The sequence below is a fragment of the Streptomyces sp. P9-A4 genome, from assembly GCF_036634195.1.
Classification (GTDB): domain Bacteria; phylum Actinomycetota; class Actinomycetes; order Streptomycetales; family Streptomycetaceae; genus Streptomyces.
Genome location: NZ_JAZIFY010000001.1, coordinates 5,261,464 through 5,286,627, shown reverse-complemented (window position 1 = coordinate 5,286,627; position 25,164 = coordinate 5,261,464). Strand labels below are relative to the sequence as shown.

The window sequence follows — 25,164 nt, the reverse complement described above, 5'->3', positions numbered from 1 at the left end:
GCCCTGGCCGCCCGTCGGCTCCGCGAGGGCCTCGGCATGACCCCGGGCCATGTCGCGTACGGCCTCCGCGCGCAGTACGGCCTCCTCGTCCACCCCGACACCGTCCTCGCCTGGGAACGTGGCCGCGCCGTCCCCGGCGAGCAGGAACTCACCGCCCTCGCCGGTGTGCTGTGGTGCTCCCCCGCCGAGCTGATCGCCGCCGCCTCCAGCCTGCGCGAGCACCGCATGGCGCGCGGGCTCACGGCGGACGAGCTGGCCCGGCACGTGGGGCTCTCGGCCCAGGCGTACCAGCGGATGGAGGACGAGGGGCGCTGGCGCGGCACCGAACGCCAGACGGCCGCCCTCGCCGAGGTCCTCGGCCTCGGCCCGCGCGCCCTGATCACCGCGACCGGCGGCGACGAGCGTCTCGCCGCGCTGCTGCGCGACGCCGCGACCACGCGCTGGCAGGCGTACGTGAAACCGGCGGTGAAGATGCTGCCGCTGCCCAAACGGACCGTGGAGTCCGCGCTCCGGCGGCTGCACGCCGAATACCACGCCCGGATGGCGGCGACCAGCAGCTGGGGCGCCTCGGCCGCGACCGGCGACGAGGGCCGCGCGTACCTGGACGGGATCACCGGCCACTTCTGGACGGCCACGGGCGTCTGAGCCGGCGCGGCTCCGTACATTGGCGTCGTGAGACGACACATACCTTTCGAACGACTCCACAACTTCCGTGACCTGGGCGGCTATCGGACCGCCGACGGCGGGACCGTGCGGTGGGAGACCCTCTACCGCTCCGACTCCCTCGCCAAGCTCGCGGACGCCGGACCGGACGACCTGGAACGCTTCCGCGCGCTGGCCGTGGCCACCGTGATCGACCTGCGCTACCCGTGGGAGATCGTCGCCAAGGGCCGTCTGCCGGAGACCCCGGGCATCGCCTGGCACAACCTCTCCATCGAGCACCGCCCCTACGACCAGGCGGAGATCGACCCCGCGCTCGACCCCTGGCGCTACCTCGCGGACCGCTTCGCCGAGGTCGCCGAGGACGGCGCGGCCGAACTCCGTACGGCCCTGGAGGTCATCGCCTCGGCCGACGGGCCGCTCGTCTTCCACTGCGCCTCGGGGAAGGACCGTACGGGTCTGCTCGCGGCCGTCCTCCTCGCCCTCCTCGGCGTCCCTGACGAGGAGATCCTCGCGGACTTCGCGCTCACCGAACTCGCCACGGAGCGGCTGATCGCCGACTGGCGGTCGACGCACCCCGGCCGGGAGCCGCGCTGGCCGGGGTACGGCCGGGCGCCCGCCGAGATCATCCGGCTGTTCCTCGCCGACCTGCGCGCGCGGTACGGCTCCGTGGACGCGTACGTCACCGGCCATGTCGGGCTCGACCTGGCGGTGGTGACGGCACTCAGGGCCCGGCTCGTGGAGGTCCCGTAGCCGCCGCGCCGCTCGGCCCGGTCAGTCCCGGCGCTCGAAGGTGAAGAGCTGGCCTGCGGCGTCCGGCGCGCAGGGCGCCTGGGCGAGCGGCGCCCAGGCCGCGTCACGGTCACCGGTGACCGTGACGCAGCCGCCGGGCGTCGCGGAACCGACCGGGACGATCCGGTGGCCCCGGACGGGACGGCCGTACGGTTCGAGGGCGAAGGTCTCCACCCGGCTCGGGTCGCCGCACTCGGAGTCCTCGTACGCGGCACCGGGGATGCGCCCGCCGGACGGTATGCCCGAGCAGCCGGGGCCGAAGTCCGGGTGGTCCGAGGCGATCCTCCACCGGCCGGCGCCCACCGCCACCAACGAGTAGAGCGGCACGCCCGCCTCGGCGCAGGGCACCTGGTGGACCTGCCCGGTCCGGGTGCCGCGCCGCTCCCCGAGGCAGAGGCCGGTACCGGTCACCCGGATGCGTACGTCCCCGGCGACGGGCGCGGCGGCGGAGGCGACGGGAGTACGGGGCGGCTGCCCGGCGGGCCCGGTGTGCCCGTCGCGCAGGAAGGCGACCACGCTGACACCGGCGAGCACGAGCCCGGCCACCGCGACGAGGGCGACGAGGGCGCGCCGTATCCGCGACGGGGCGGGGTCGGGGACGCCCTGGGCGTCGGGCCCCACGGGCCAGACGGGTGACGGCGGGCGGTGGGCGGGACCGGGCCCGTCCGAGGGCCGGGGCGTATTTGAGGGCCGAAGCCCGTCCGAGAGCCAGGGCGTATCGGAGGGCCGGGGGCCCTCCGAGGCACCGGACGCCCCGGAGGCTTCCGGTGAGCCCGAGGGGCCGGGCGCCCCCGTGTCCGTACCGCCACGGCCCGCACCCGTACCCGTACCCGTACCCGCATCGGGGCCCACGCCCTCGTCGGGACCCGCGCCCGCCTCCCCCTCCCCCCGTGCCCCCGCCAGCCGTCTCCGTGTCGTCTGCCAGTGCGCCAGCTCCGTCGGCGGCGCCCCGCACGCGCGGACGAAGACGGTCAGCAGTCCCTCACGGGGCAGGGTCGCGCGGGCCAGCATGTTGGCCACGGTGGACCGGGGCAGGACGTCCCCCCGCGCCTCCGCCCGCGCCGACAGGTCGCGGTAGGTCAGGCCCGACCAGTCCTTGAGGGCCTGGAGCCGCGCGAGGAACTCGGCGGGCGTCCGTGCCTCCCGCGGGTCAGGGGCGTGCTCCCCCGGGCTCATCCGCGCGTCTCCCTTCCGCCGGACGGGTCTGGGACATGTCCGGGACAGGCCCCAAGCCTTGTTGATCGCGCGCTCCGGCTCAAGAGTGGAATCCGGTATTTCCGGGGGTGATGCCGGGCACACAGATATGGCCCCGACCGTCCACGGGGGGACGGTCGGGGCCGCTCGGGTCCGCCGGGGTCCCGGTCGGGATCCGGGACAGGTCGGGCCGAAGGTCCCGGCCGAAGGGCCGAACGGCGGACCGGACAACCGGTCGGCCGAAGGGGCCGACAGGCCCTAGAACACCGACTCCGCCTCGAGCATGCGGTCCCCCGGGACCGTCTTGAGCTGGGTCACGGCCTCCGCCAGCGGCACCATCTCGATGTTCGTGCCGCGCAGCGCCGTCATCCGGCCGAAGTCGCCGCGGTGCGCGGCCTCCACCGCGTGCCAGCCGAAGCGGGTGGCGAGCACCCGGTCGTACGCCGTCGGCGTGCCGCCGCGCTGGACGTGACCGAGGATGACCGGGCGGGCCTCCTTGCCGAGGCGCCGCTCCAGCTCGACGGCGAGCCGGTTGCCGATGCCCTGGAAGCGCTCGTGGCCGAACTGGTCGATCTCGCCCTTCTTGTACTCCATCGAGCCCTCGGCCGGATGGGCGCCCTCGGCGACGCAGATGACGGCGAACTTCTTGCCGCGGGCGAAGCGCTCCTCGACCATCTTGACCAGGTCGTCGATCTGGAAGGGGCGCTCGGGGAGGCAGATGCCGTGGGCGCCGCCGGCCATGCCGGACTCCAGGGCGATCCAGCCGGCGTGGCGGCCCATCACCTCGACGACCATCACCCGCTGGTGGGACTCGGCGGTGGTCTTGAGGCGGTCCATCGCCTCGGTGGCGACGCCGACGGCGGTGTCGAAGCCGAAGGTGCGGTCCGTGGACGAGATGTCGTTGTCGATCGTCTTCGGGACGCCGACGACGGGCATGCCCGCGTCGGAGAGCATCCGGGCGGCGGTCAGGGTGCCTTCGCCGCCGATGGGGATGAGGACGTCGATGCCGTATGTGCGGGCGAGGTCGGGGGCGGACTCGGCGGCCTCGCGGAGCCGGTTGCGCTCCAGCCGGGCCGAGCCGAGGATGGTGCCGCCGCGGGCCAGGATGCCGCTGACGGCGTTGAGGTCGAGGGGGCGGTAGTGCCCGTCGAGCAGCCCCTTGAACCCGTCCTCGAAACCGATGACTTCGTCGTCGTGGCCGGTGAGCGCCCGGTGCACGACCGACCGGATCACTGCGTTCAGGCCGGGGCAGTCGCCGCCTGCGGTGAGAACTCCGATGCGCATCGTGCTGTGTCTCCTGCTCGGTCGCGTTCCGTGGTGAGCCACCGCAATTCTCACACGCCGGACCTGACCGGGCCGCTCGCGGCCGCTCCGCGCGTCCCTCCCGAGGCTTCCGAGGAGGCCTTTCGTCCCGGGTTCGGGGCCCTTCGTCCGGCGGGCGACTTAACTATCGGCGGGGGTATTGTCAAGGGGGTAATGCCGCCCTATCGGGGCCTTCTGAGTACGGCCGGTTGACGGCTGGGGCCGGCCCCGAGTTCCGCAGGACTGGACAGGAGACCACGGCGTGACGCGCAGCGTGTACGTGACCGGGATCGACCGCGGTGACGGCCGCCAGGTCGTCGAGCTGGGAGTCATGGAGCTCCTCACCCGACAGGTGGACCGGGTGGGGGTGTTCCGGCCACTGGTGCACGACGGCCCCGACCGCCTCTTCGACCTGCTGCGCTCCCGCTACCGGCTCTCGCAGGACGCCTCCACGGTCTACGGCATGGACTACCACGAGGCCTCCGCGCTCCAGGCCGAGCAGGGCACCGACGAGCTGGTCTCGCAGCTCGTGGACCGCTTCCACGCGGTGGCCCGCGCCTACGAGGTCGTCCTCGTCCTCGGCACCGACTTCGCCGCCACCCAGCTCCCCGACGAACTCGCGCTCAACGCCCGCCTGGCCAACGAGTTCGGCGCCTCCGTCATCCCGGTCGTCGGCGGCAAGGGCCAGCCGGCGGAGTCCGTACGGGCCGAGGCGCGCAACGCCTTCCGGGCGTACGACGGACTCGGCTGCGACGTCCTCGCGATGGTCGTCAACCGGGTGGCCGCCGAGGACCGGGAGGCCATCGCCGAGCGGCTGGCCGCCCGGCTGCCCGTGCCCTGCTACGTCCTGCCGGACGAGCCGGTGCTCGCCGCGCCCACCGTCTCCCAGATCACCCACGCGCTGGGCGCCTCCGTCGTCCTCGGTGACGACGCGGGGCTCTCGCGGGACGCGCTCGACTTCGTCTTCGGCGGCGCGATGCTGCCGAACTTCCTCAAGGCGCTGACCCCCGGCTGTCTGGTCGTCACCCCCGGGGACCGGGCCGACCTGGTCGTCGGCGCGCTCGCCGCGCACTCGGCCGGCACCCCGCCGATCGCCGGTGTGCTGCTCACCCTGAACGAGCGGCCCGGCGCGGAGATCCTGACCCTGGCGGCCCGGCTGGCCCCGGGCACCCCGGTCATCTCCGTACCGGGCAACAGCTTCCCGACCGCCGCCGAACTCTTCGCGCTCGAAGGCAAGCTGAACGCGGCCACCCCCCGCAAGGCGGAGACCGCCCTCGGTCTGTTCGAACGGCACGTCGACACGGCCGACCTGCTCAAGCGGGTCTCGGTGGCCCGCAGCGGCCGGGTCACCCCGATGATGTTCGAGCACGAGCTGATCGAGCAGGCGCGCACCGACCGGCGCCGGGTGGTGCTCCCCGAGGGCACCGAGGAGCGGGTGCTGCGCGCCGCCGACGTGCTGCTGCGCCGTGACGTCTGCGACCTGACCCTGCTCGGCGACGTGGAGACCATCCGCAAGAAGGCCGCCGACCTCGGCATCACGCTCGGGGACACGCAGCTGATCGACCCGCAGACCTCGGAGCTGCGCGACTCGTTCGCCGAGAAGTACGCGGTGCTGCGGGCCCACAAGGGCGTGACGGTGGAGCTGGCGTACGACGTGGTCTCGGACGTCAACTACTTCGGGACCCTGATGGTCCAGGAGGGGCTGGCCGACGGGATGGTCTCCGGCTCCGTGCACTCCACGGCGGCGACGATCCGGCCGGCCTTCGAGATCATCAAGACGAAGCCGGAGGCCTCGATCGTCTCCTCGGTGTTCTTCATGTGCCTCGCCGACAAGGTCCTCGTGTACGGCGACTGCGCGGTCAATCCGGACCCGAACGCCGAGCAGCTCGCCGACATCGCCGTCCAGTCGGCGGCCACCGCCGCCCGCTTCGGCGTCGAGCCGCGGATCGCGATGCTCTCGTACTCCACCGGCACCTCGGGCTCCGGCGCCGACGTCGACAAGGTGCGGGAGGCGACCAAGCTGGTCCGCGCGGCGCGGCCGGAGCTGCGGATCGAGGGGCCCATCCAGTACGACGCCGCCGTCGAGCCCTCGGTCGCGGCGACGAAGCTGCCGGACTCGGAGGTGGCGGGGCAGGCGACCGTGCTGATCTTCCCCGACCTCAACACCGGCAACAACACCTACAAGGCCGTGCAGCGTTCGGCCGGCGCCGTGGCCGTCGGCCCGGTGCTCCAGGGTCTGCGCAAGCCCGTGAACGACCTCTCGCGGGGCGCGCTCGTCAGCGACATCGTCAACACGGTCGCCATCACGGCGATCCAGTCCCAGGTCCCCTCCCAGGGTCAGGAGCTCCCCGCATGACCGCCCCCACCACCGTGCCCGCCTCCGTTCCGGCCCGCGTACTGGTCCTCAACTCCGGTTCCTCCTCGGTGAAGTACCAGCTGCTCGACATGCGCGAGGGCGGCCGGCTGGCGCAGGGGCTCGTGGAGCGCATCGGCGAGGAGACCTCGCGGCTCGTGCACACCCCGCTCCAGGGCGGCGGCGGAGAGAAGCGCGAGAAGACCGGCCCGATCGCCGATCACGCGGCGGCGCTCAAGGCGGTCGCCGAGGAGCTGGCGGCGGACGGCCTCGGCCTCGACTCCCCCGAGCTGGCGGCGATCGGCCACCGGGTGGTGCACGGCGGGCTGCGGTTCACCGAGCCGACGGTGATCGACGACGAGGTGCTCGCGGAGATCGAGCGGCTCGTGCCGGTGGCGCCGCTGCACAACCCGGCGAACCTCACGGGCATCCGTACGGCGAAGGCGCTCCGCCCCGACCTGCCGCAGGTCGCGGTCTTCGACACCGCCTTCCACACGACGATGCCGGAGTCGGCGGCGCGGTACGCGATCGACGTGGCGACGGCCGACGCGCACCGGATCCGGCGGTACGGCTTCCACGGCACCTCGCACGCGTACGTGTCGCGCGAGACGGCGAAGCTGCTGGGGAAGACGCCGGAGGAGGTGAACGTGATCGTGCTGCACCTGGGGAACGGCGCCTCCGCCTCGGCGGTGCGGGGCGGCCGGTGCGTGGACACCTCGATGGGTCTGACACCGCTTGAGGGCCTGGTCATGGGCACCCGCTCGGGCGACATCGACCCGGCGGTCACCTTCCATCTGAAGCGGGTGGCGGGGATGTCGGCGGACGAGATCGACGTACTCCTGAACAAGAGGTCGGGTCTGGTCGGGCTCTGCGGCGACAACGACATGCGGGAGATCCGCCGCCGTGTGGACGAGGGCGATCCGGCGGCGGCGCTGGCCTTCGACATCTACGTCCACCGGCTGAAGAAGTACATCGGCGCGTACTACGCGGTGCTCGGCCGGGTGGACGCGGTGGTGTTCACGGCGGGGGTCGGCGAGAACGCGGCGCCGGTGCGGGAGGCTGCGATCGCGGGCCTGGAGGAACTGGGTCTGGCGGTGGACGCGGACCTCAACTCCGTACGTTCCGACGAGGCGCGGCTGATCTCGCCGGACTACGCGCGGGTGGCCGTCGCGGTGGTGCCGACGGACGAGGAACTGGAGATCGCCCGCCAGACCTTCGCGCTCGTTCAGAGCAGAGCGGGCTCGAACGAGTGAACGCCTGAGCGCCCCCGCGCCCATTTGTACTTTCCGCCAGTCGGAATATTCCGCAGTGAAACAAACCGATAGGATCCGCCTCATGCGCCGTTCCAAAATCGTCTGCACGCTGGGCCCCGCCGTCGACTCGTATGAGCAGCTGAAGGCTCTCATCGAGGCCGGCATGAACGTGGCCCGATTCAACTTCAGCCACGGATCCCAGGCGGAGCACCAGGAGCGGTACGACCGCGTCCGGCAGGTCTCCGCGGACACCGGCCGCGCCGTCGGCGTGCTCGCCGACCTCCAGGGTCCCAAGATCCGCCTCGAGACCTTCGCCGAGGGCCCGGTCGAGCTGGTCCGCGGTGACGAGTTCACCATCACGACCGAGGACGTCCCGGGCGACAAGTCCATCTGCGGCACCACGTACAAGGGTCTGCCCGGGGACGTCTCCAAGGGCGACCAGGTCCTCATCAACGACGGCAACGTCGAGCTGCGCGTCGTCGAGGTCGACGGCCCCCGGGTCAAGACGATCGTCGTCGAGGGCGGCGTCATCTCCGACCACAAGGGCATCAACCTGCCCGGCGCGGCGGTCAACGTCCCCGCGCTGTCGGAGAAGGACGTCGACGACCTCCGCTTCGCGCTCCGGATGGGCTGCGACATGGTCGCGCTGTCCTTCGTCCGCGACGCCGACGACGTCAAGGACGTCCACAAGGTGATGGACGAGGAGGGCCGCCGGGTCCCCGTCATCGCCAAGGTGGAGAAGCCGCAGGCCGTCGAGAACATGGAGGCCGTCGTCGCGGCCTTCGACGCGGTCATGGTGGCCCGGGGCGACCTCGCCGTCGAGTACCCGCTCGAAAAGGTCCCGATGGTGCAGAAGCGCCTCGTCGAGATGTGCCGCCGCAACGCCAAGCCGGTCATCGTCGCCACCCAGATGATGGAGTCGATGATCACCAACTCCCGTCCGACCCGCGCCGAGGCGAGCGATGTCGCCAACGCGATCCTGGACGGCGCGGACGCGGTCATGCTGTCGGCCGAGTCCTCGGTCGGCGCGTACCCGATCGAGACCGTGAAGACGATGTCGAAGATCGTCGCCGCGGCCGAGGAGGAGCTGCTCTCCAAGGGCCTCCAGCCCCTGGTCCCGGGCAAGAAGCCGCGCACCCAGGGCGGCTCCGTCGCCCGCGCGGCCTGCGAGATCGCGGACTTCCTCGACGGCAAGGCCCTGATCGCCTTCACCCAGTCCGGCGACACGGCCCGCCGCCTCTCGCGCTACCGCACGCAGCAGCCGATCCTCGCCTTCACGACGGACGAGGGCACCCGCAACCAGCTCACCCTGAGCTGGGGCGTGGAGTCCTTCCTCGTCCCGTTCGTGGACAACACGGACGCGATGGTCGACCTCGTGGACGCCGAACTCCTGAAGCTCCAGCGCCACAACCAGGGCGACACGATGATCATCACCGCCGGCTCGCCCCCCGGCGTCCCGGGCACGACGAACATGGTCCGCGTCCACCACCTGGGCGGCAGCGAACGCGCCTGACGAGCCCCGGTCCACGACGAAGCCCCCGTCCGGTACGGACGGGGGCTTCGTCGTGCGTCACGGGCGGCTCGGGACTTCGAGACGGTCGAGACCGTCGAAGCGCTTCTCACCGGAAGAACGCCCCGTACATGCTGAGGCCGTCCTCCTGGAGTGGTGCCCGGGTCAGCTCGGTTCGATCGTGTTGCGGAGTTCCTTGACCCTGAGGGTGCCGCCGAACTGGCCGGCCTGCTTGAGCTTCACGTTGGTGAAGAAGACCCACGGGAGGTCCACCGGGGGCGGGGACTGGGCGCTGAAGGTGATCGGGACGAGGCCGATGAGGTTGCCCTTCAGCTCCTCCGTGTACATCGTCACCGTGCCCTCGGTGATCGTCGACGTCGAGCCCGCCTTGGAGCGCACATGGGCCGTGCGGCCGTCGGAGTGGTCCGTCATCTGGTGCAGGTCCTTGATGTCCACCGAGGTCGCGGTGAACTTGAGGACCTTCTTCGTCTTGCCGCCGTACGTCCTGACCTCGACGATGCCGTGGTACCTCAGACCGCTCAGGGTGAGCAGCGAGCTCTCCAGGCGCCACGACTCGTCCGGGAGCAGCGGGATGCCCGGCTCCAGTTCGGCCGCCGCGAGGGCCTTCGCGTCGAGTTCGGGGCACGGGAAGCGGGGCTTGGCGCCCTCGGGTATGTCCTCGTCCTTCTTGGCGTCGAGGCCCTTGGCGCTGTCCGGCAGCTGCTCGACCTTCACGCCGGCCTTCTCGGCCGCCTTCTCGATCGCCGCCTTGGTCTTCTCGGCGGCCGGATCGGCGGTCGCCTTCGGCTCGTCGGGGGTCGCCGCCTTCTGGGCGGGTGCCTTCGTCGTGGCAGGCGCGGGCGCCTGGGTCGTCGGGGCCGCTGCCGGCGCCGTCGTCGTGGGCGTCGTCGTGGGCGTCGCCGTCGGGTCCGGGCCGTCGAAGAGGTCCTTCAGAGCGTCGCCCCAGCCCAGCGGGTCGAGCGGGTTCTTCGACTTCGTCGGGGTCGGCGTCGGGGTCGGCGTGGGTGTCGCCGTGGCCGTCGGCGTCGCGGCCGGCGCGGTGCCCGACCGCTCCCGCGTCTGCTGCGTCGTCGCCTGACCGCTCTCCGTCGAAGTCGGCGTAGGCGTCGGCGCCGCGCTGCCGGTCGGTCCGGTGGTCGGCGTGGCCGTCGGGGACGCCGAGGCCGTCGACGTCGGGCTCGGCTTCGCGGTCTCGGCCGGCTTGGTCGGCTCCTCGGTCACCGGCTCGTCGGAGCGGGTCACACAGGGGCCGGGCGCGAAGGGGAAGTCCTTGTCGTCGGCGAGGGCGACCTTGGGCGTGAGGCCCATTCCCACGAACACCGCGGTCGGCATGGCGGCCAGCGCCATCGCCTTGCCCGCAGGGCCCTGGATCCTGTTCAGCAGCGTCTTGCGCGGGGCCGCGTGCCGCGGGCCCTCCTTCGCGAGCGCAGACTGATTCTCGTCACCCCGCACTGTTCCTCCCGCCGTTGGCGTCGATCGTCGTTTCGGTCGCGTGGTGCTCCGCCTCGCGCTGCTCCGGGACGCCGGCGGCGTACAGGGCCTCGGTCTCCGCCGGTTCGCCGTCGTGCTCGTCCTCGTACGCACGGTCGCGCTCGCCGTCGTTCTCCGCGTCCACGGCCTCCTCGACCGGTGGCGCGGGCGCCCACGAGGCGGACATGCCACCGCCGACGAGCGAGAACAGGAACCCGATCAGGAGACCGCCGAAGTTCGACACGGGGATGGAGACCAGCCCCAGCACGATCGTCGCGACGCCCGCGAAGACCCGGACGATGGGCTGGAACCACATCGTCAGACCGAGCGTGATCAGCAGGACGCCGATGATCAGCGCGCCGGATCCGGCGGTCGTCTTCATCGCCATGGTGATGTTGCCGAGCCGCATGTCCCCGTAGGGGAGGTAGGCGATCGGCAGACCACCGAGGATGGTGAACAGCCCTGCCCAGAACGGCCGGGTCTGCCGCCAGACCTTGAACCGGTTGTCCTGCTTGGGGACTCCGTGGGAGGCGGGGGTCTCGGCGCTCATGGAAACAGCTCCCTGGAAGCGGTGTTGCTGAGAAGAGGTGGAGAAGCGGGGACGAGGCCCCGGAGCGGGTGTGGGCCGCCGCGGCGGCCCACACCCAGGGGCTTGATCAGCCCTTGAAGCACTCCTGGCCCGTGCCCCGGCTCAGGGACAGCTTCAGGTCGGGGAGCTTGAAGGTGGCGGCCGTGGTGGCCCACGCCTTCTGCCTCACGTTGGTCAGCGTGACGCTGTCCGCGCGCTGCGCGAAGCCGTTCTCGTTGGCCTCGGTGTTGGGCTGGATGCCCTGGCCGTCCTTGTGCTTCGGTAGGGAGCCCGCCGCGACACCGATGTCGATGGCCGTGAACTCGGCGTCGGCCTCGAGGTACGAGACGTCGAGGTACAGGTCCTTGCCGATGACCTTGTCCGCGTCCTCGCCGGACTTGGCGGCGGCGCCGCCCGCTTCCAGGCGAAGGGTGACATCACCCAGGACCGGAACCGGCGTCACGACCGACTGGCACATGTTGGTGATCTTGGCCGTGTCGAAGCCGGAGACCGCCACCGGGGCACCGAACGGCGTGCCGTCCAGCTTCTTGCCCTTGGCGACGCTGCCGTACTGCACGAACTCCGTGCCCTCGAGCTTGTCGGTCGAGACCTTGAACTCCTGGCCGGAGATCGCGAACGACGCGGCGAGCGCACCCTGGGCCAGACCGACACCGATCGCGGCCGTCGCGGCCACACTCGGGACCATGACGAAGGCGAAGCGCTTCCATCTGGTCCCGCCACGAACCTGGGACTGCATGAGAATTCCTCCTTCTCGGACGTACATCTCCGGAAGGGCCGGGGCCCGTCCAGGGATGGGAGAAGAGCTACGTCCTCGGGAAGGAGAGCGCCGAGACGGCAGGCGGCGCGTTGCGCGTCCTCATCACCGGCGATCACCCCCGAGCGACAACCATGGGCCGCGCCACGGAGCACGGCCTGATCGGACAGGCCCCGTTCGGAAAGAGCGGGAACCCCCCTGTCCATGACCGGTGCCGGAACACCGGTCCGCCCGGTGGGGACCTTCGCCGCGTCCCGGTTGGTTGCCGGGGTGGTGCGGTTCGGACCGAGCGTCGCCGATCGTGGTCCATTCCGCGCCCTCGCACAAGGGGTTCGTTACTGGCTAGTAACGGGTGGATAACCACGCCATGGCGGGACGGGACCGAACGGGCACACAGGGTGCGTTCGAGTGGAGGGGAATGTCATGGAATCGCCGCAGAAAAACGGACAGAACACCGGGTTCGATTTACTGCAAGTAACAGCGGCCGCGATTACCAAGTTTTGGTAAAGCGCGGCCGCCTTTTGTCACCCTGCTGCCAAATCGTCAGACGATCGGACGCCCGGAACCGGGCACCGGACGCCTCAGAAGAGCACGCGGGCCAGAGCCTGCCGGGCCGCCGTCACACGGGGGTCGTCGGAGCCGATCACCTCGAACAGTTCCAGGAGCCTCAGCCGCGCCGCGTCCCGGTCCTCGCCCACCGTGCGCCGCACGGTCTCCACGAGCCGCCCGAAGGCGTCCTGCACATGACCGCCCACCAGATCCAGGTCGGCGGCGGCGATCTGCGCCGCCACATCGGCGGGGGCGTCCGCGGCGGTCTTGCGTACGGCGGCCGGGTCCAGACCCTGCACCCGGGTGAGCAGTTCGGCCTGGGCGAGACCGAGCTTGGCCTCGGGGTGGGCCGGGTCGTCGGCGAGCACGTTCTTGTACGCCTGCACGGCGCCGGCCAGGTCGCCCGCGTCGAGCGCGGACATGGCCGCTTCGAGCAGGGCGTCGTACGGGCCCACGGGCTGCGCGGCGGCACCGTCCTCGGCACCCTCGGCGCCCGCGTCCACGACGATGCCGGTCAGACCGAAGCGCTCCTCGCCGATCTGGATCAGCTGGTCGAGGGTCTCGCGGATCTGGGCCTCGGGCACCGCGCCCTGGAAGAGCGGCAGCGCCTGACCGGCGACCACCGCGAAAACGGCCGGAATTCCCTGGATGCCGAACTGCTGCATCAGCATCTGGTTGGCGTCGACGTCGATCTTCGCGAGCAGGAAACGGCCGTCGTACTCGACGGCGAGCCGCTCCAGGAGGGGGCCGAGCTGCTTGCAGGGCTCGCACCACTCGGCCCAGAAGTCGAGGACGACCGGGACCTCGGCGGAGCGCTGGAGCACATCGCGCTCGAAGCCCGCCTCGTCGACGTCGATCACCAGGGCGGACGGGGGCACGGCGGCGGTACCACCCTGCCGGGCGGCTTCGGCGCGCGTCTGCTCCGCCTTGGCCTTGGCCTCTCCGGCCGCCTTCACCGCGGCGAGGTCGACGACGCCGCTCATGGACATGTTTCGGGGCTGCATGCGTACATCCTCCCCCTTCCGCGCGCGTAAGCGGTAAGTCATGGCTGAACCGTGCCGTCCGCACGCCTCCCGCCGGTGTGCGAGACGTGGGGCGACACGGTTCTTCGTCTTCGTTTCGCACCGGGTCCCCACCCGGCGCCATGGTTGTCGCTCAGGCCGCTCAATGCCTTTCGCTACGGGTCGTAGCGTAACTGTCAGGGGGGATCCGACGGGAGGGCGCGGACCCGATCCGCACCGTGAACTGGCTCACACGCCGGGCCCCTGGCGCCGTACCTACCGGCGGGTATGGTCGACCTCCATGTGTAGCCGCACCAACCCTTCTCGCAGCCCCCGCACCGGGCGCCCCCGCTCCACCGCGGCCGACGCGGCCATCCTGGAGGCGACCCGCGCGGCGCTGGTCGAGCTGGGCTGGTCCAAGCTCACGATGGGGGACGTCGCCGGCCGGGCCGGGGTTGCGAAGACGACGCTGTACCGCCGCTGGGCCAACAAGAACGAACTCGTGGTGGACGCCGTCGCCGTCCTCTTCGACGAACTCGAACTGCCCGACCTGGGTTCCCTCCAGGCCGACATCGAGCATGTCGTCCTCCAGTTCGCGGCGCTGCTGGAACGCCCCGAGACCAAGACGGCGCTGATGGCGGTGGTGGCGGAGTCGACCCGTGACGAACCGCTGCGGGAGCGCATCCGCGGCTCGATCGTCGACCGGCAGAAGCGGCTCGTCCTGGCGGGCCGGGAGCGGGCGCAGCAGCGCGGCGAACTCCCGGCGGACCGCGACCCGGTCGCCGTCGACGCCATCGACGACCTGATCTTCGACGTCGTCGCGGGCGCGGTCGTGCACCGCGCCCTGGTGAGCGCGGAGCCGGTCGACGAGCCGTGGGTGGCGCGTCTGTCGGCCCTGCTCGTGGGCGGTCTGGGTGCGGTGGCCGCGCACGGCTAGGAGGTGCCCCTGCCGGTCTGGCCCGATCGGCGGGAGACGCCTAGCGTGACGGCCGTGATCACTGAACAGCGGAACCCCGAGCGGGACGGCGTCCGGCTGAACGACACCGTCCGCGCGCTGCTCGACGACATCAACCCGGCCGTGCTGGCCACGATCCAGCCCGACGGCTCCCCGCAGACCTCGGTCGTGTGGGTCGGCCGCGACGGCGACGACCTGCTGATCTCCAGCCAGGAAGGCCGCCGCAAGATCAAGAACATCCGGGCCGACGCCCGGGTCAGCCTCACCGTCCACGACCGCCGCGAGCCGGACCTGTACGCGGAGATACGGGGGACGGCGACGGTCACCGAGGACACCGGCCGCGCGCTGGCGGTGGCGCTCGCGGAGGGCTACGAGGGCGAGGGCGGCGGCCAGGAGTACCTGGACCTGCCGCCGGACCGGCTCCGGGTGGCGGTCCGGATCACCCCGACGAAGGTGCTGGGCTCGGCGGCGAGGTAGCGGGGCGGGGCGAGGGGCGGTGCGGGAGTTCCCGTACCGCCACGCACGACGAGGGGGCGGTACGGGAGTCCCCGTACCGCCCCTTTCACGTGCGGGGGCCCGGAAGCCCGGGGGATCAGAAGCCCGGCGGCTCCGTGTAGACGCCCCACTCGTCGCGCAGCGCGTCGCAGATCTCACCGAGCGTCGCCTCGGCGCGTACGGCCTCCAGCATCGGGACGATCATGTTGGAGCCGTCCCGGGCGGCGGCCAGCATCGCGTCGATGGAGGCGCGGACCTTGGCGTCGTCGCGGCGCTCCTTGCGCTCGCCGAGGACCCGGACCTGCTCCCACTCGACCTCGTGGCTGACCCGGAGGATCTCCAGGTCACCGGTGACGGAGCCGTGGTGGACGTTGACGCCGACGACCCGCTTGTCGCCCTTCTCCAGGGACCGCTGGTACTGGAAGGCGGACTCGGCGATCTCGCCGGTGAACCAGCCGTCCTCGATGCCGCGCAGGATGCCGGAGGTGATCGGGCCGATCGGGTGCTGCCCGTCCGGGTGGGCGCGGCGCCCGCGCTCCCTGATCTGGTCGAAGATCTTCTCGGCGTCGGCCTCGATGCGGTCGGTGAGCTGCTCGACGTACCAGGAGCCGCCGAGCGGGTCGGCGACGTTGGCGACGCCGGTCTCCTCCATCAGCACCTGCTGGGTGCGGAGCGCGATCTCGGCGGCCTGCTCGCTGGGGAGCGCGAGGGTCTCGTCGAGGGCGTTGGTGTGGAGGGAGTTGGTGCCGCCGAGGACGGCGGAGAGGGCCTCCACAGCGGTGCGGACGACGTTGTTGTAGGGCTGCTGGGCGGTGAGGGAGACACCGGCGGTCTGGGTGTGGAAGCGCAGCCACTGGGCCTTGTCGGTCTTGGCGCCGTAGACCTCCTTCATCCAGCGGGCCCAGATGCGGCGGGCGGCGCGGAACTTGGCGATCTCCTCGAAGAAGTCGAGGTGCGCGTCGAAGAAGAAGGAGAGGCCGGGGGCGAAGACGTCCACGTCCATGCCGCGGCTCAGGCCCAGCTCGACGTAGCCGAAGCCGTCGGCGAGGGTGTACGCGAGCTCCTGTGCGGCCGTCGCCCCGGCCTCGCGGATGTGGTAGCCGGAGACGGAGAGCGGCTTGTACGCGGGGATGCCCTGCGCGCAGTGCTCCATGAGGTCGCCGATGAGACGCAGATGGGGCTCGGGCTCGAAGAGCCACTCCTTCTGCGCGATGTACTCCTTGAAGATGTCGGTCTGGAGCGTGCCGTTGAGCACGGCCGGGTCGATGCCCTGGCGTTCGGCGGCGACCAGGTACATGCAGAAGACCGGGACGGCGGGCCCGGAGATCGTCATGGAGGTCGTCACGTCGCCGAGCGGGATGTCCTTGAAGAGGACCTCCATGTCGGCGGCGGAGTCGATGGCGACGCCGCAGTGGCCGACCTCGCCGAGGGCGCGCGGGTCGTCGGAGTCGCGGCCCATGAGCGTGGGCATGTCGAAGGCGACGGAGAGGCCGCCGCCGCCGGCGGCCAGGATCATCTTGTAGCGCTCGTTGGTCTGCTCGGCGTTGCCGAAGCCGGCGAACTGGCGGATGGTCCAGGTCCGGCCCCGGTAGCCGGTCGGGTGGAGTCCCCGGGTGAAGGGGTACTCGCCGGGCCAGCCGATGCGCTCGAACCCTTCGTAGGTGTCGCCGGGCCGGGGCCCGTAGACCGGCTCGACGGCGTCGCCGGAGAGCGTGGTGAAGTCGGCGTCCCGCTTGCGGGCCTTGTCGTAACGGGCCTGCCAGCGACGGCGGCCTTCCTCGATGGCGTCAGCGTCCATGCTTCGAATTTACTAGGACGTCCTAGTAAATGTCGACGGCAAACCTCCGCACATGTGTGCGGAGGTGGGGGTCAGGCCTTGACCGGCTCCGGCTGCGCGCCGCTGACCAGCGGAAGCGTCTCGGCGACGACCTTGCGCTCGACGAAGAACGCGGCGGTCGGGATGGTGCCGGAGACCAGCACCCACAGGAGCTTGCCGAACGGCCACTTCGCCTTGGAGCCCAGGTCGAAGGCGAAGACGAGGTAGATGATGTAGAGGACGCCGTGGAGCTGGGAGACCGCGAAGGTCAGGTCCTCGCCGACGCCGAAGCCGTACTTGGCGACCATGCACGCGCACAGGATGAGCAGCATGACGGCGGTCACATAGGCCATGACGCGGTAGCGGGTCAGCACGCTGGATTTCATGCCGTCGAGCGTAACCGCACGTTCCGGGCGATCTTCGCGCGGGTCAGCCCTCCTCGAAGTCCTCCGCCGCCACCCGCAGCGGCCTCAGCATCGCGAAGATCTCCGCGCACTCCTCCGCGTCGTAGGCGCCGAGCCCGAACTCCATCTCCATCAGGTCGCGGGTCGCCGCCTCGACCACCTCGCGGCCCTTCTCCGTGATGGTCGCGAGGGTGCCGCGGCCGTCGTTCGGGTTGGGGCGCTTGTCGACCAGACCGGACCTCACCAGCCGGTCCACCGTGTTCGTCACCGAGGTGGGGTGGACCATCAGCCGCTCGCCGATCTTGGACATCGGCAGCTCGCCGGCCTTCGAGAAGGTCAGCAGCACCAGGGCCTCGTACCGCGCGAAGGTCAGCCCGTACGGCTTGACGACGGCGTCCACCTCCGCGAGGAGGATCTGATGGGCCCGCATGATCGAGGTGATCGCGGCCATCGAGGGGACCGGGCCCCAGCGCTTCTGCCAGAGTTCGTCGGCGCGGGCGATGGGGTCGAAGGGGAGACTGAGCGGCTTCGGCACGCGTCGACCTTACCCATGGGCAACATGCCGGACAGCCCCGTCTCGTTCCTCGGTCGCCCCGGCCGCCCTCAGCTCGGCCGCGGCGGCCAGCAGGCAGAGCGTGCCGAGCACACCCGTGGCCGCGACGACCGTGTGCACGGGGGCGAACTCGGCCGCGACCCCGGCCCCGGCCATCCCGACGCCCTGGACGGTCATCATGCCCGCCGTCATCAGGGTCATCGCCCTCCCCCGGGTCTCCTCGGGGACGGCGGCGACGAACCAGGCGTCGAGACCGAGGGTGTACGCGCCGGTGGCGCCCGCCAGGAAGAGCGCGACGGCCGCGAGGGCGACGCCGGGCTTCGGTCCGTACAGCAGATAGGGCAGCACCCCGGTCACGGCGAGCGGCAGCACGATCCGGGAGCGGGTCGCGGCGCTCAGGAACGACCCGGCGAACAGCTCGCCCGCGATCGTGCCGACCGGCAGCGCGCACATGAGCAGGCCGAGCGCGGCCGTGGAGACACCGATCTCGTCGGCGTACGGGGCGGCCAGCGCCTCCGGTACGACGGCGAACAGCGGCGGCACCCAGAACATCAGCATCAGGGCGCGCACCCGCCGGTTCCGCAGCACCGCCCAGGTGCCGGCGAGCCCGCTCGCGGTCGTCCGCCCGGCGCCCCTGGCGGGCCGGCGGGCGGTGCCGAGGCGCAGCAGCAGCGCGGAGACGAGGAAGGTGACGGCGGTGACGGCGAGCGCGCCGCGCGGCGGGACGACGGTCAGCAGGACGCCGCCGACGGCGAAGCCGGTGAGCAGGGCGCTCTGGGAGACGATCCGCAGGAGGGAGCGGCCGAGGACGAAGAGGTCGCCCTCGCCGAGGATGTCGGCGAGGGTCGCCATCCGGGTGCCGTTGAAGACGGGCGAGACGACGGCGATGGCGCAGCGCAGCGCGAGCAGCAGGGCGACGGGGGTGGCGGGGGCGATCATCACGGCGACGCAGGCGGCGCAGACGAGGTCGCAGACGACGAGGAGGCGGCGGGGCGGGAGGCGGTCGGTGAGGCCGGCGAGGAGGGTGCCGCCGACGAGGTAGGGGAGGAAGCCGAGGGCGAAGGTGAGGGAGGAGAGCAGGGGGGAGCGGGTGAGGTCGTAGACGAGCACGGTGAGCGCCAGCTCGCTGACGACGACGCCGAGCAGCGAGAAGAGATGCGCCACGAAGACGAACCGGAACTCGCGGACGCGGAAGACGGCCCGGTAGCCGGGCGAGGGCGCGTCCCCGGGTGCGGGTGCAGGTGCATCCCCGGGCAAGGGCGCGGGTGCGTCCCCGCGTGCGGGTGCGGGTGCGGGCGCCCCGGCTGTGGCGCTTCCGTGGGCAGGGTCGTGCGCGGGCGCCGGTGCCGGCGCCCGGGTGTCGTTCTCGGGCATGGACGCAGCGTGCCGCCGGGAACGGGCTCGCCCTAGACTTTCGTGTCCAGCCGAATCTTCCGCCCGGGGAGGGCCGCCCGTGCCGTACCACCTGCGCTTCGGCGAGGCCGACCCGCTGCGCATCCGGTTCGCGATCTCGCCGCTCTGGGAGACCCACTCCGCCGTGCGGGTCCTCGCCCGGCCGGGGAAGCAGGGCTACCACCTGCCGTGGCTGCGGCGGATCGCGGGCGCCACGCGGGGGCTCGACCTCGGGCCGCTCCAGCTCCTGATGCCGCTGCGCGGGCACAGCCCGGACTTCCTCTATCCGCCGCCGCTCGGGCCCGTCGCCACCTTCGACGAGGAGATCGCCGCCGTACGGGAGACCGGTCCGGCCCTCGCTCTCGTGGACTTCGAGCGGGCGCTCGCCGAGACGCCGGGGGCCGCCGAGACGGAGGAGGGGCGGCGGCTGCTGGCCGATCCGGCCGACGGCGTACGGCGGCTGACGGTGCTTCTGGAGGCGGCCTGGGAGGCGCTGATCGCCCCCGAGTGGCCCCGGCTGCGGGCGCTCCTTGAGGCGGACGTGGCGTACCACTCGCGCCGGCTCGCCGAGGGCGGGCTCGAACGGCTCCTGAGCGAGCTGCACCCGGCCTTCGACTGGGCCGCGGAGACCGCCACCCTGCGGGTCGCCTACGCCGGGGAGCACGACCGCCCGCTGGACGGGCAGGGGCTCGTCCTCATGCCGTCGGTGTTCACCTGGCCGGACGTGGTGAGCGGTTTCGACCCGCCGTGGCAGCCGACCGTGGCGTATCCGGCGCGCGGGATCGGCGGGCTGTGGACCGCGCCCCGGAAGCGTACGCCGGAGGCCCTCGGGCGGCTTCTGGGGCCGGTCCGGGCGGACGTCCTGTGCGCCCTGGCCGAGCCGATGGGGACGACGGCGCTCGCCCATCTCCTCGGGCGGGCCCCCTCCTCCGTCTCCGCGCACCTCGCGGTGCTACGGGACGCCGGTCTGCTGACCTCCCGGCGGTACGGCCACCAGGTGCTGTACGAGCGGACCCCGCTGGGCATCGCGGTGTCGCAGCCCGACGCCGGCTGACCCTCGTGTCACGATGACCCGTATTGTCGCCTCACGCACGGTTTCGCACCGTCTCGTACCCGACTCTGGGGGCCGGATGTCCCGCCGCACCGTCACCGCCGTCGCCCTGACGCTCGTCTCCGCGCTGCTCCTGGCCGGGTGCGGTGAGGACGAGTCCCCGAAGGGCCCGGTCGGCCCGCCGTCCACGCGCGGCGAGGCCGCGGCGCCCGCGAGCGGGTCGCCGTTCTGGGTCGACCCGGAGAGCGACGCGGCGAAGCAGGTCCGCCGGTACGAGGCGCAGGGCAGGACCGAGGACGCCCGCGTCCTGAAGCGGATCGCGGACCGGCCGGTCGCGGACTGGCCGGCGGGTGACGACCCGGTGCCGGAGATCACCCGGGCGGTGCGGGGCGCGGCGGCCCAGAACCGTACGGCCGTCTTCGTGGCGTACAACATCCCGCACCGCGACTGCGGGATGTACTCGGCGGGCGGCTCGCACGACGCGCAGGCCTACCGGAACTGGATCGACTCCTTCGCGACGGCGCTCGGGGACTCCTCCGCGATCGTCGTCCTGGAGCCGGACGCGGTGCCGCACATGGCGGACGGCTGCACCCCGGCGCAGTACCACGACGAGCGCTACCGGCTGCTCGCGGAGGCGATCGAGCGGCTGAAGCGGCAGCCGCGCACCCGGGTCTATCTGGACGCGGGCAATCCGGCCTGGATCGACGACCCGGGGAAGCTGGTGGAGCCGCTGCGGCGGGCCGGGGTCGCCCGCGCGGACGGCTTCTCGCTGAACGTCTCCAACTTCCAGACGAACGACATCGTGCGGGGCTTCGGCGCGACCCTCTCCGGGCTGCTCGGCGGCACCCACTTCACGGTGGACACCAGCCGCAACGGCGACGGCCCCCTCCCGGGCGACCGGGAGGAGGCCTGGTGCAATCCGCCGGGCCGGGCGCTCGGCGTGCCGCCGACGGACCGGACCGGGGACGGCCTGGTCGACGCGTACCTGTGGATCAAGCGCCCCGGCGACTCGGACGGCCAGTGCCGGGGCGGCCCGGCGGCCGGGACCTGGTGGCCGGACTACGCGCTGGGTCTGGCGCGCCGGGCGAAGAACTAGCCGCCCGCCCGGCAGCTCAGCCCAGCTCGGCTCGGCTCAGCTCGGCTCGGCTCAGATCACCTGGATCCACTGCGCCTCGGACGGGATGCCGTTCGCGTCGGTGACGAAGAGCATGTACCAGCCGGGCGGGACCAGGGTCCGGTCCTGCGGTACGTCGACGGTGACCGTCAGCCCGTCCCGGCCCTTGCGCAGGCCCAGTTCGATCGAGCGCTGTTCGACGTCGGTCGTGTGGGTGACGGCGCTGGGCCGCATCAGCCGGGCCTTCGCGATCCGGCCGGCGTCCTTGGTCCTGAAGGTGGCGCGGCCGTTCTGGTCGAGTTCCCGCGGCCCCTCCCCCAGGACCGGCCGGTCGGCGCCGGCCTTGTGGAGGTAGGGCGGGGTGAAGACCTCGATGCGCTGTTCGAAGGTGCCGAGCTTGGTGTTGTCCTTGTCGTCGAAGAGCGGGTCGGAGCCGAAGGTGGCGACCCGGCCGTCGGGGAGCAGCAGCGCCTCGGAGTGGTAGTTGCGGCCGACGGTGGGTTCGGCGGCCTCGGTGAAGGCGTTGGCCCTGGGGTCGTAGAACTGGGCCTTGAGGATGTCGCTGCCGCTGCGGCCCCGGTAGTCCTCGGATCCGCCGCTGGTGAAGACGGTGTCGTCGGGCATCAGGACGCTGCTGAGGTAGCGGGTGCCCTGCGGGAGGGACGGTCCGTCGGTGAAGACGGGGCTGTCTGCGGAGACATCGACGATGGAGGTGCGGGCGGTGGACTTGGAGGACTCGCCGACCCCGCCGCCGCCGAGGACCATGACCTTCTGGTTCTGGGCGGGCGGGAGCAGCAGGGAGGCGGAGGTCTCCAGCTGGTCGGTGTCGGTGAGCCCGCCGAGCTCGGTGAAGGAGTTCTTGCTCAGGTCCCACAGGCCCGGCGCGCGGCCCTTCTCGGCGGGGCCGTAGCCGGCGTTGGAGCCGGTGTAGAGGAGCTTTCCGCCCTTGGTGAGGAAGAGGGAGGGGTAGGTGGGGAAGTAGTGGAAGGGGCCCTTGGACCACGTCTTGGTCTCGGGGTCGTAGATCTCGTTGTCGCCGGGGACGACGTCGCCGACGTCGTTGAGTCCGGAGACGGCGAGGACCTTGCCGTCCTCGAGTCCGACGAGGGTGGGGTACCAGCGGGCGTCCTTCATGGGCGCGACCGGGATGTACTTCTCGGCCTTCGGGTCGAACTCGTAGGCGCTCCTGATGCCCTGGAAGTCCTGCTTCTCGGTGGTGATCTTCTGCGCGAGGCCGTAGACGTTGTCGGCGGCATCGCCCTTGAGGCCGACGACCTCGTACTGGGCGGCCTGGGTGGTGAGGGCCTGCGGGCCCTCCTTGCGGGCCTCGACGAAGACCCGGGTCTCGGCGGCGGTGACCTTGGCCTTCCAGGGCTTCATCTGACCGCTCTCGAAGTACGAGATCTCGAACTCGCGCTTGGCCTTGGGGACGGTGACGTCGGTCTTGGAGACGTACTCGACCCCGGACGGGGAGCGGAAGACGGTGCCCTTCTTCAGGGTGACGGCCTCGTCGGGGTTCTCGTTCTTGACGCGCATGCCGCCGCCGGCCTTCTTGACCTCGCCGCCGAGGATCTCGTAGCGGGCGGTGCCGCCGGCGACGAGCAGCCGGCCGTCGGCGAGCTGGGTGTGGCCGGAGCAGAAGAAGTCCACGGGGGTGGGGATCTTCGTGAAGGTGTTCTTGGCCGGGTCCCAGAGGATGGTCTCGAAGGTCCCGGCGTCGAAGTTCTTCTGGTTGTTGCCGGAGCCGGCGATCAGCAGCACCTTGCCGGTGTGCAGGAGGGCGGCGTGGATGGCGTTGATGCGGTAGCCGTCGGGGACGGCGACCTCGGCCCAGGAGCCGAACTCCCGCTGGTACCCGGGCTGGGCGATCTTGTAGGCGTGGTACTTCTCCTCGGCGAAGGAGACGGCGGCGGGGGCGTTGAGCGCCGCGAGGACCAGCACCGCGGCGCTGCCGAACAGGGTCTTCTTGAACTTCTTCGACGGCCGGTAGGCCATGGCTCAGTTCCCTCCGGTCGTCGTGGGGGCGGGTGCGGGGGCGGCGGGCGGGACGGTGGCGGGGAGGACCCCGACCCCTTCGCGGGCGTCCGCGAGACCGCGCAGGCGGGCGCGGGCCCTGGCGCGGTCGCGGACCCGCCGCACACGGCGGGCCCGTACCGTCGTCCAGGCCCACAGGGTCACCGGGGCCAGCGAGACGACCAGGGCGAGGGACGCCCAGGTGTGCATGGCCGCGTGGGTGTGGCCGTAGTGGACGGAGGCGGCCAGTGAGGCGATGAGGACCACCGCCCAGTAGAGGTGGACGCGGAAGGTAAAAAGCCGGTCGGGGCTGGCCTCGCCGCCCTTGGGGGTGACGACGAAGCGGCCCCGGGTGCGCAGCACCGCCGAGCCGAGGGACTTGAGGTAGATGGGCGCGGAGAGCGCGGACATCGCCATGCCGGCGAGGCCGCCGGAGCCCTCGGGTTCGTGGGGCGAGACGTTGTGCCGGCGGTTCCAGAGGTAAAGGCCGATCTGGAGGGCGACGGCGTCGCTGTAGATCATCAGCCACACATGGGTGGAGACCTGGGTGCCGGAGGCGCCGAGCCAGAGGTGGAGGACGCAGCTGAGGATGCCGACGAACCAGTTGACGGCCGTCATCGGGTAGTAGACGAGCATCAGGGTGTAGTTGAGGAAGCGGCCCGGCGGGGTGCGGAAGGGCGCCTTCCAGAACTGCTTGACGATCGTCTCGTACGTGCCCCGGGACCAGCGGAGCTGCTGGGTGAAGAAGTCGGTCCAGGAGGCCGGCCCCTCGCCCACGGCGAGCACGTCGGGGGTGTAGACGGAGCGCCAGAAGCGGCCGGTGCGCGGGTTCTTCCTGCGGTGCAGTTCGAAGCCGGTGGCCATGTCCTCGGTGACGGAGTCGTACAGGCCGCCGATCTGCTTGAGGGCGGAGATCCGGACGACGTTGTTCGTGCCGACGAACATGGGTGCGTGGTAGCGGTTCCCGGCGCGCTGGATGAGGGCGTGGAAGAGGAACTGCTGCGACTCGGCGGCCTTGGTGACGATGTTGGTGTAGTTGCCGTACACCTGCGGGCCGACGACGAAGGCGATGTCGGGGTCGCGGAAGTAGCCGAGCATCCGCTCCAGGAAGTTGGGGAGCGGGACGTGGTCGGTGTCCACGGAGGCGAAGTAGTCGTAGTCGTCGCCGTGCAGGGCGAGCCAGGCGTTGTAGTTGCCGTGCTTGGTCCTCGCCCTGTGCGGGCCCTTCTTCCGGTTCCACTCGGGGACGCGAGCGCGGGTGAAGTGGCGGACGCCGAGTTCGGCGCAGAGCGCCTTGGCGTCGTCGGAGTCGCCCTCGTCGAGGAGCCAGATGTCGAGCGGGCCGTCGTGCCGCAGCCGGGTGGCGCCTTCGAGGGTGCCGCGGACCATGGAGAGCGGTTCCTTGCCCGGGACGTACGTGGTGAGGAAGGCGACGCGGGTGTCCTGTTCGGCGTACACGGGTATCGGGTCGCGGGCGACCATGGTGGCGTGGGCGATCGACGTGACGTTCACCAGCATGAAGAAGCAGATGAGGCCGATCGACACCAGCATCACGGTGTCGAGGTGGACGAGCCATTCCTCGCCGCCCTCGCGGACGGTCCAGTGGCTCGGCCAGACGAGATAGGCCAGGAGGACGGCCGAGAGGACCGGTGCGAGGCACATGAGGAGGACGGCCCGTATGCGGTGCGGCTCCTTCGCGAGCAGACTTCGGTACTGCACCTCGTAGGCCACCGGGTCCGGTTCCGTGAGCCGACCGGCGAGTCGGCTGTAGGTGTCGTAGTCGTAGCCTCCCGGCCGCACGGCGCCTCCAGCTCTCGTCGAACGGGTCGATACACCAACAAAAGGGGCAAACCTTCGGCGTGTCGACTGGAGTCGTCCGAGTGGGCGGCATCAGCGGGTACGGGAGCTCGGCCACGGCAGAAG

21 protein-coding genes are annotated in these 25,164 nt (G+C 71.6%); 9 read left to right on the top strand and 12 right to left on the bottom strand.

What is annotated here, in order from left to right:
* The first annotated feature begins 36 nt into the window (after positions 1-36).
* Together V4Y03_RS23985 and V4Y03_RS23980 are read left to right on the top strand one after the other, a co-directional pair.
* Entirely contained in the window at positions 37-645 is a 609-nt protein-coding gene (locus tag V4Y03_RS23985; RefSeq protein ID WP_332437254.1) for a helix-turn-helix transcriptional regulator, read from the top strand.
* Positions 646-672: 27 nt separating this feature from the next.
* Positions 673-1,413, top strand: a complete 741-nt coding sequence (locus tag V4Y03_RS23980) for a tyrosine-protein phosphatase (RefSeq protein ID WP_332436247.1) — start codon at positions 673-675, stop codon at positions 1,411-1,413.
* A gap of 21 nt (positions 1,414-1,434) precedes the next feature.
* On the opposite strand, the gene V4Y03_RS23975 is transcribed toward V4Y03_RS23980, so the two are convergent.
* Together V4Y03_RS23975 and V4Y03_RS23970 are read right to left on the bottom strand one after the other, a co-directional pair.
* On the bottom strand, positions 1,435-2,628 hold the full coding sequence (locus tag V4Y03_RS23975) for a helix-turn-helix transcriptional regulator (RefSeq protein ID WP_332436246.1): 1,194 nt from the start codon (positions 2,626-2,628) through the stop codon (positions 1,435-1,437).
* Between the two features lie 276 nt (positions 2,629-2,904).
* Positions 2,905-3,930, bottom strand: a complete 1,026-nt coding sequence (locus V4Y03_RS23970) for an ATP-dependent 6-phosphofructokinase (protein WP_317875539.1) — start codon at positions 3,928-3,930, stop codon at positions 2,905-2,907.
* A 280-nt stretch (positions 3,931-4,210) separates the two neighbouring features.
* Here V4Y03_RS23970 and pta point away from each other — a divergent pair, with 280 nt between their 5' ends.
* The 3 genes from pta (at position 4,211) to pyk (ending at position 9,067) form a co-directional block, all read left to right on the top strand.
* Positions 4,211-6,304 (top strand): phosphate acetyltransferase, encoded by a 2,094-nt coding sequence (gene pta / locus V4Y03_RS23965; protein WP_332436245.1) that lies wholly within the window; start codon positions 4,211-4,213, stop codon positions 6,302-6,304.
* A complete protein-coding gene (locus V4Y03_RS23960) occupies positions 6,301-7,554 on the top strand; it encodes an acetate kinase (protein WP_332436244.1) in 1,254 nt (417 codons plus the stop codon). Before pta ends, V4Y03_RS23960 begins: the two co-directional genes overlap by 4 nt.
* 82 nt (positions 7,555-7,636) lie before the next feature.
* Positions 7,637-9,067, top strand: coding sequence for a pyruvate kinase (gene pyk, locus V4Y03_RS23955; protein ID WP_317875536.1), 1,431 nt, complete (start codon positions 7,637-7,639; stop codon positions 9,065-9,067).
* Between the two features lie 162 nt (positions 9,068-9,229).
* Here pyk and V4Y03_RS23950 read toward each other — a convergent pair whose 3' ends face one another.
* From V4Y03_RS23950 to V4Y03_RS23935, 4 genes are all read right to left on the bottom strand, one after another.
* Positions 9,230-10,537 carry a hypothetical protein gene (locus V4Y03_RS23950; protein ID WP_332436243.1) on the bottom strand — a complete coding sequence of 436 codons (1,308 nt, stop codon included), beginning with the start codon at positions 10,535-10,537 and terminating at the stop codon, positions 9,230-9,232.
* Positions 10,527-11,105 carry a DUF6114 domain-containing protein gene (locus V4Y03_RS23945; RefSeq protein WP_317875534.1) on the bottom strand — a complete coding sequence of 193 codons (579 nt, stop codon included), beginning with the start codon at positions 11,103-11,105 and terminating at the stop codon, positions 10,527-10,529. Before V4Y03_RS23945 ends, V4Y03_RS23950 begins: the two co-directional genes overlap by 11 nt.
* Positions 11,106-11,211: 106 nt before the next feature.
* On the bottom strand, positions 11,212-11,880 hold the full coding sequence (locus V4Y03_RS23940) for a DUF6230 family protein (RefSeq protein WP_332436242.1): 669 nt from the start codon (positions 11,878-11,880) through the stop codon (positions 11,212-11,214).
* A gap of 599 nt (positions 11,881-12,479) precedes the next feature.
* A complete protein-coding gene (locus V4Y03_RS23935) occupies positions 12,480-13,451 on the bottom strand; it encodes a tetratricopeptide repeat protein (protein ID WP_317875532.1) in 972 nt (323 codons plus the stop codon).
* Between the two features lie 298 nt (positions 13,452-13,749).
* Between V4Y03_RS23935 and V4Y03_RS23930 the strand changes: the two genes are divergently transcribed.
* Positions 13,750-14,385: a TetR/AcrR family transcriptional regulator gene (locus tag V4Y03_RS23930; RefSeq protein WP_332436241.1), complete on the top strand. Its 636-nt coding sequence runs from the start codon at positions 13,750-13,752 to the stop codon at positions 14,383-14,385.
* A gap of 54 nt (positions 14,386-14,439) precedes the next feature.
* Positions 14,440-14,880 carry a PPOX class F420-dependent oxidoreductase gene (locus V4Y03_RS23925; RefSeq protein WP_332436240.1) on the top strand — a complete coding sequence of 147 codons (441 nt, stop codon included), beginning with the start codon at positions 14,440-14,442 and terminating at the stop codon, positions 14,878-14,880.
* Between the two features lie 115 nt (positions 14,881-14,995).
* Here V4Y03_RS23925 and V4Y03_RS23920 read toward each other — a convergent pair whose 3' ends face one another.
* From V4Y03_RS23920 to V4Y03_RS23905, 4 genes are all read right to left on the bottom strand, one after another.
* On the bottom strand, positions 14,996-16,696 hold the full coding sequence (locus tag V4Y03_RS23920) for an acyl-CoA mutase large subunit family protein (protein ID WP_317875529.1): 1,701 nt from the start codon (positions 16,694-16,696) through the stop codon (positions 14,996-14,998).
* A gap of 71 nt (positions 16,697-16,767) precedes the next feature.
* Complete coding sequence (locus V4Y03_RS23915; protein WP_056567618.1) at positions 16,768-17,100, bottom strand: DUF3817 domain-containing protein; 333 nt, start codon at positions 17,098-17,100, stop codon at positions 16,768-16,770.
* A gap of 43 nt (positions 17,101-17,143) precedes the next feature.
* A complete protein-coding gene (locus V4Y03_RS23910; RefSeq protein ID WP_317875528.1) occupies positions 17,144-17,653 on the bottom strand; it encodes a MarR family winged helix-turn-helix transcriptional regulator in 510 nt (169 codons plus the stop codon).
* 9 nt (positions 17,654-17,662) lie between these two features.
* Positions 17,663-19,045 carry an MFS transporter gene (locus V4Y03_RS23905; RefSeq protein WP_332436239.1) on the bottom strand — a complete coding sequence of 461 codons (1,383 nt, stop codon included), beginning with the start codon at positions 19,043-19,045 and terminating at the stop codon, positions 17,663-17,665.
* Between the two features lie 79 nt (positions 19,046-19,124).
* On the opposite strand from V4Y03_RS23905, the gene V4Y03_RS23900 reads away from it, so the two are divergent.
* On the top strand, positions 19,125-20,117 hold the full coding sequence (locus V4Y03_RS23900; RefSeq protein WP_332436238.1) for an ArsR/SmtB family transcription factor: 993 nt from the start codon (positions 19,125-19,127) through the stop codon (positions 20,115-20,117).
* 76 nt (positions 20,118-20,193) lie between these two features.
* Entirely contained in the window at positions 20,194-21,210 is a 1,017-nt protein-coding gene (locus V4Y03_RS23895; protein WP_317878238.1) for a glycoside hydrolase family 6 protein, read from the top strand.
* Positions 21,211-21,261: 51 nt separating this feature from the next.
* On the opposite strand, the gene V4Y03_RS23890 is transcribed toward V4Y03_RS23895, so the two are convergent.
* Positions 21,262-23,223: a kelch motif-containing protein gene (locus tag V4Y03_RS23890; RefSeq protein ID WP_332436237.1), complete on the bottom strand. Its 1,962-nt coding sequence runs from the start codon at positions 23,221-23,223 to the stop codon at positions 21,262-21,264.
* A gap of 3 nt (positions 23,224-23,226) precedes the next feature.
* A complete protein-coding gene (locus tag V4Y03_RS23885) occupies positions 23,227-25,041 on the bottom strand; it encodes a glycosyltransferase family 2 protein (RefSeq protein ID WP_332436236.1) in 1,815 nt (604 codons plus the stop codon).
* Between the last annotated feature and the right edge of the window lie 123 nt (positions 25,042-25,164).

What these genes read in the sequence shown, in the direction of transcription:
- V4Y03_RS23985 (WP_332437254.1), top strand. Translation starts at nt 37, where the DNA reads ATGACCCCGGGCCATGTCGCGTACGGCCTCCGCGCGCAGTACGGCCTC.
- V4Y03_RS23975 (WP_332436246.1), bottom strand. Translation starts at nt 2,628, where the DNA reads ATGAGCCCGGGGGAGCACGCCCCTGACCCGCGGGAGGCACGGACGCCC.
- V4Y03_RS23970 (WP_317875539.1), bottom strand. Translation starts at nt 3,930, where the DNA reads ATGCGCATCGGAGTTCTCACCGCAGGCGGCGACTGCCCCGGCCTGAAC.
- V4Y03_RS23960 (WP_332436244.1), top strand. Translation starts at nt 6,301, where the DNA reads ATGACCGCCCCCACCACCGTGCCCGCCTCCGTTCCGGCCCGCGTACTG.
- pyk (WP_317875536.1), top strand. Translation starts at nt 7,637, where the DNA reads ATGCGCCGTTCCAAAATCGTCTGCACGCTGGGCCCCGCCGTCGACTCG.
- V4Y03_RS23945 (WP_317875534.1), bottom strand. Translation starts at nt 11,105, where the DNA reads ATGAGCGCCGAGACCCCCGCCTCCCACGGAGTCCCCAAGCAGGACAAC.
- V4Y03_RS23940 (WP_332436242.1), bottom strand. Translation starts at nt 11,880, where the DNA reads ATGCAGTCCCAGGTTCGTGGCGGGACCAGATGGAAGCGCTTCGCCTTC.
- V4Y03_RS23935 (WP_317875532.1), bottom strand. Translation starts at nt 13,451, where the DNA reads ATGCAGCCCCGAAACATGTCCATGAGCGGCGTCGTCGACCTCGCCGCG.
- V4Y03_RS23930 (WP_332436241.1), top strand. Translation starts at nt 13,750, where the DNA reads ATGTGTAGCCGCACCAACCCTTCTCGCAGCCCCCGCACCGGGCGCCCC.
- V4Y03_RS23920 (WP_317875529.1), bottom strand. Translation starts at nt 16,696, where the DNA reads ATGGACGCTGACGCCATCGAGGAAGGCCGCCGTCGCTGGCAGGCCCGT.
- V4Y03_RS23915 (WP_056567618.1), bottom strand. Translation starts at nt 17,100, where the DNA reads ATGAAATCCAGCGTGCTGACCCGCTACCGCGTCATGGCCTATGTGACC.
- V4Y03_RS23905 (WP_332436239.1), bottom strand. Translation starts at nt 19,045, where the DNA reads ATGCCCGAGAACGACACCCGGGCGCCGGCACCGGCGCCCGCGCACGAC.
- V4Y03_RS23895 (WP_317878238.1), top strand. Translation starts at nt 20,194, where the DNA reads ATGTCCCGCCGCACCGTCACCGCCGTCGCCCTGACGCTCGTCTCCGCG.
- V4Y03_RS23890 (WP_332436237.1), bottom strand. Translation starts at nt 23,223, where the DNA reads ATGGCCTACCGGCCGTCGAAGAAGTTCAAGAAGACCCTGTTCGGCAGC.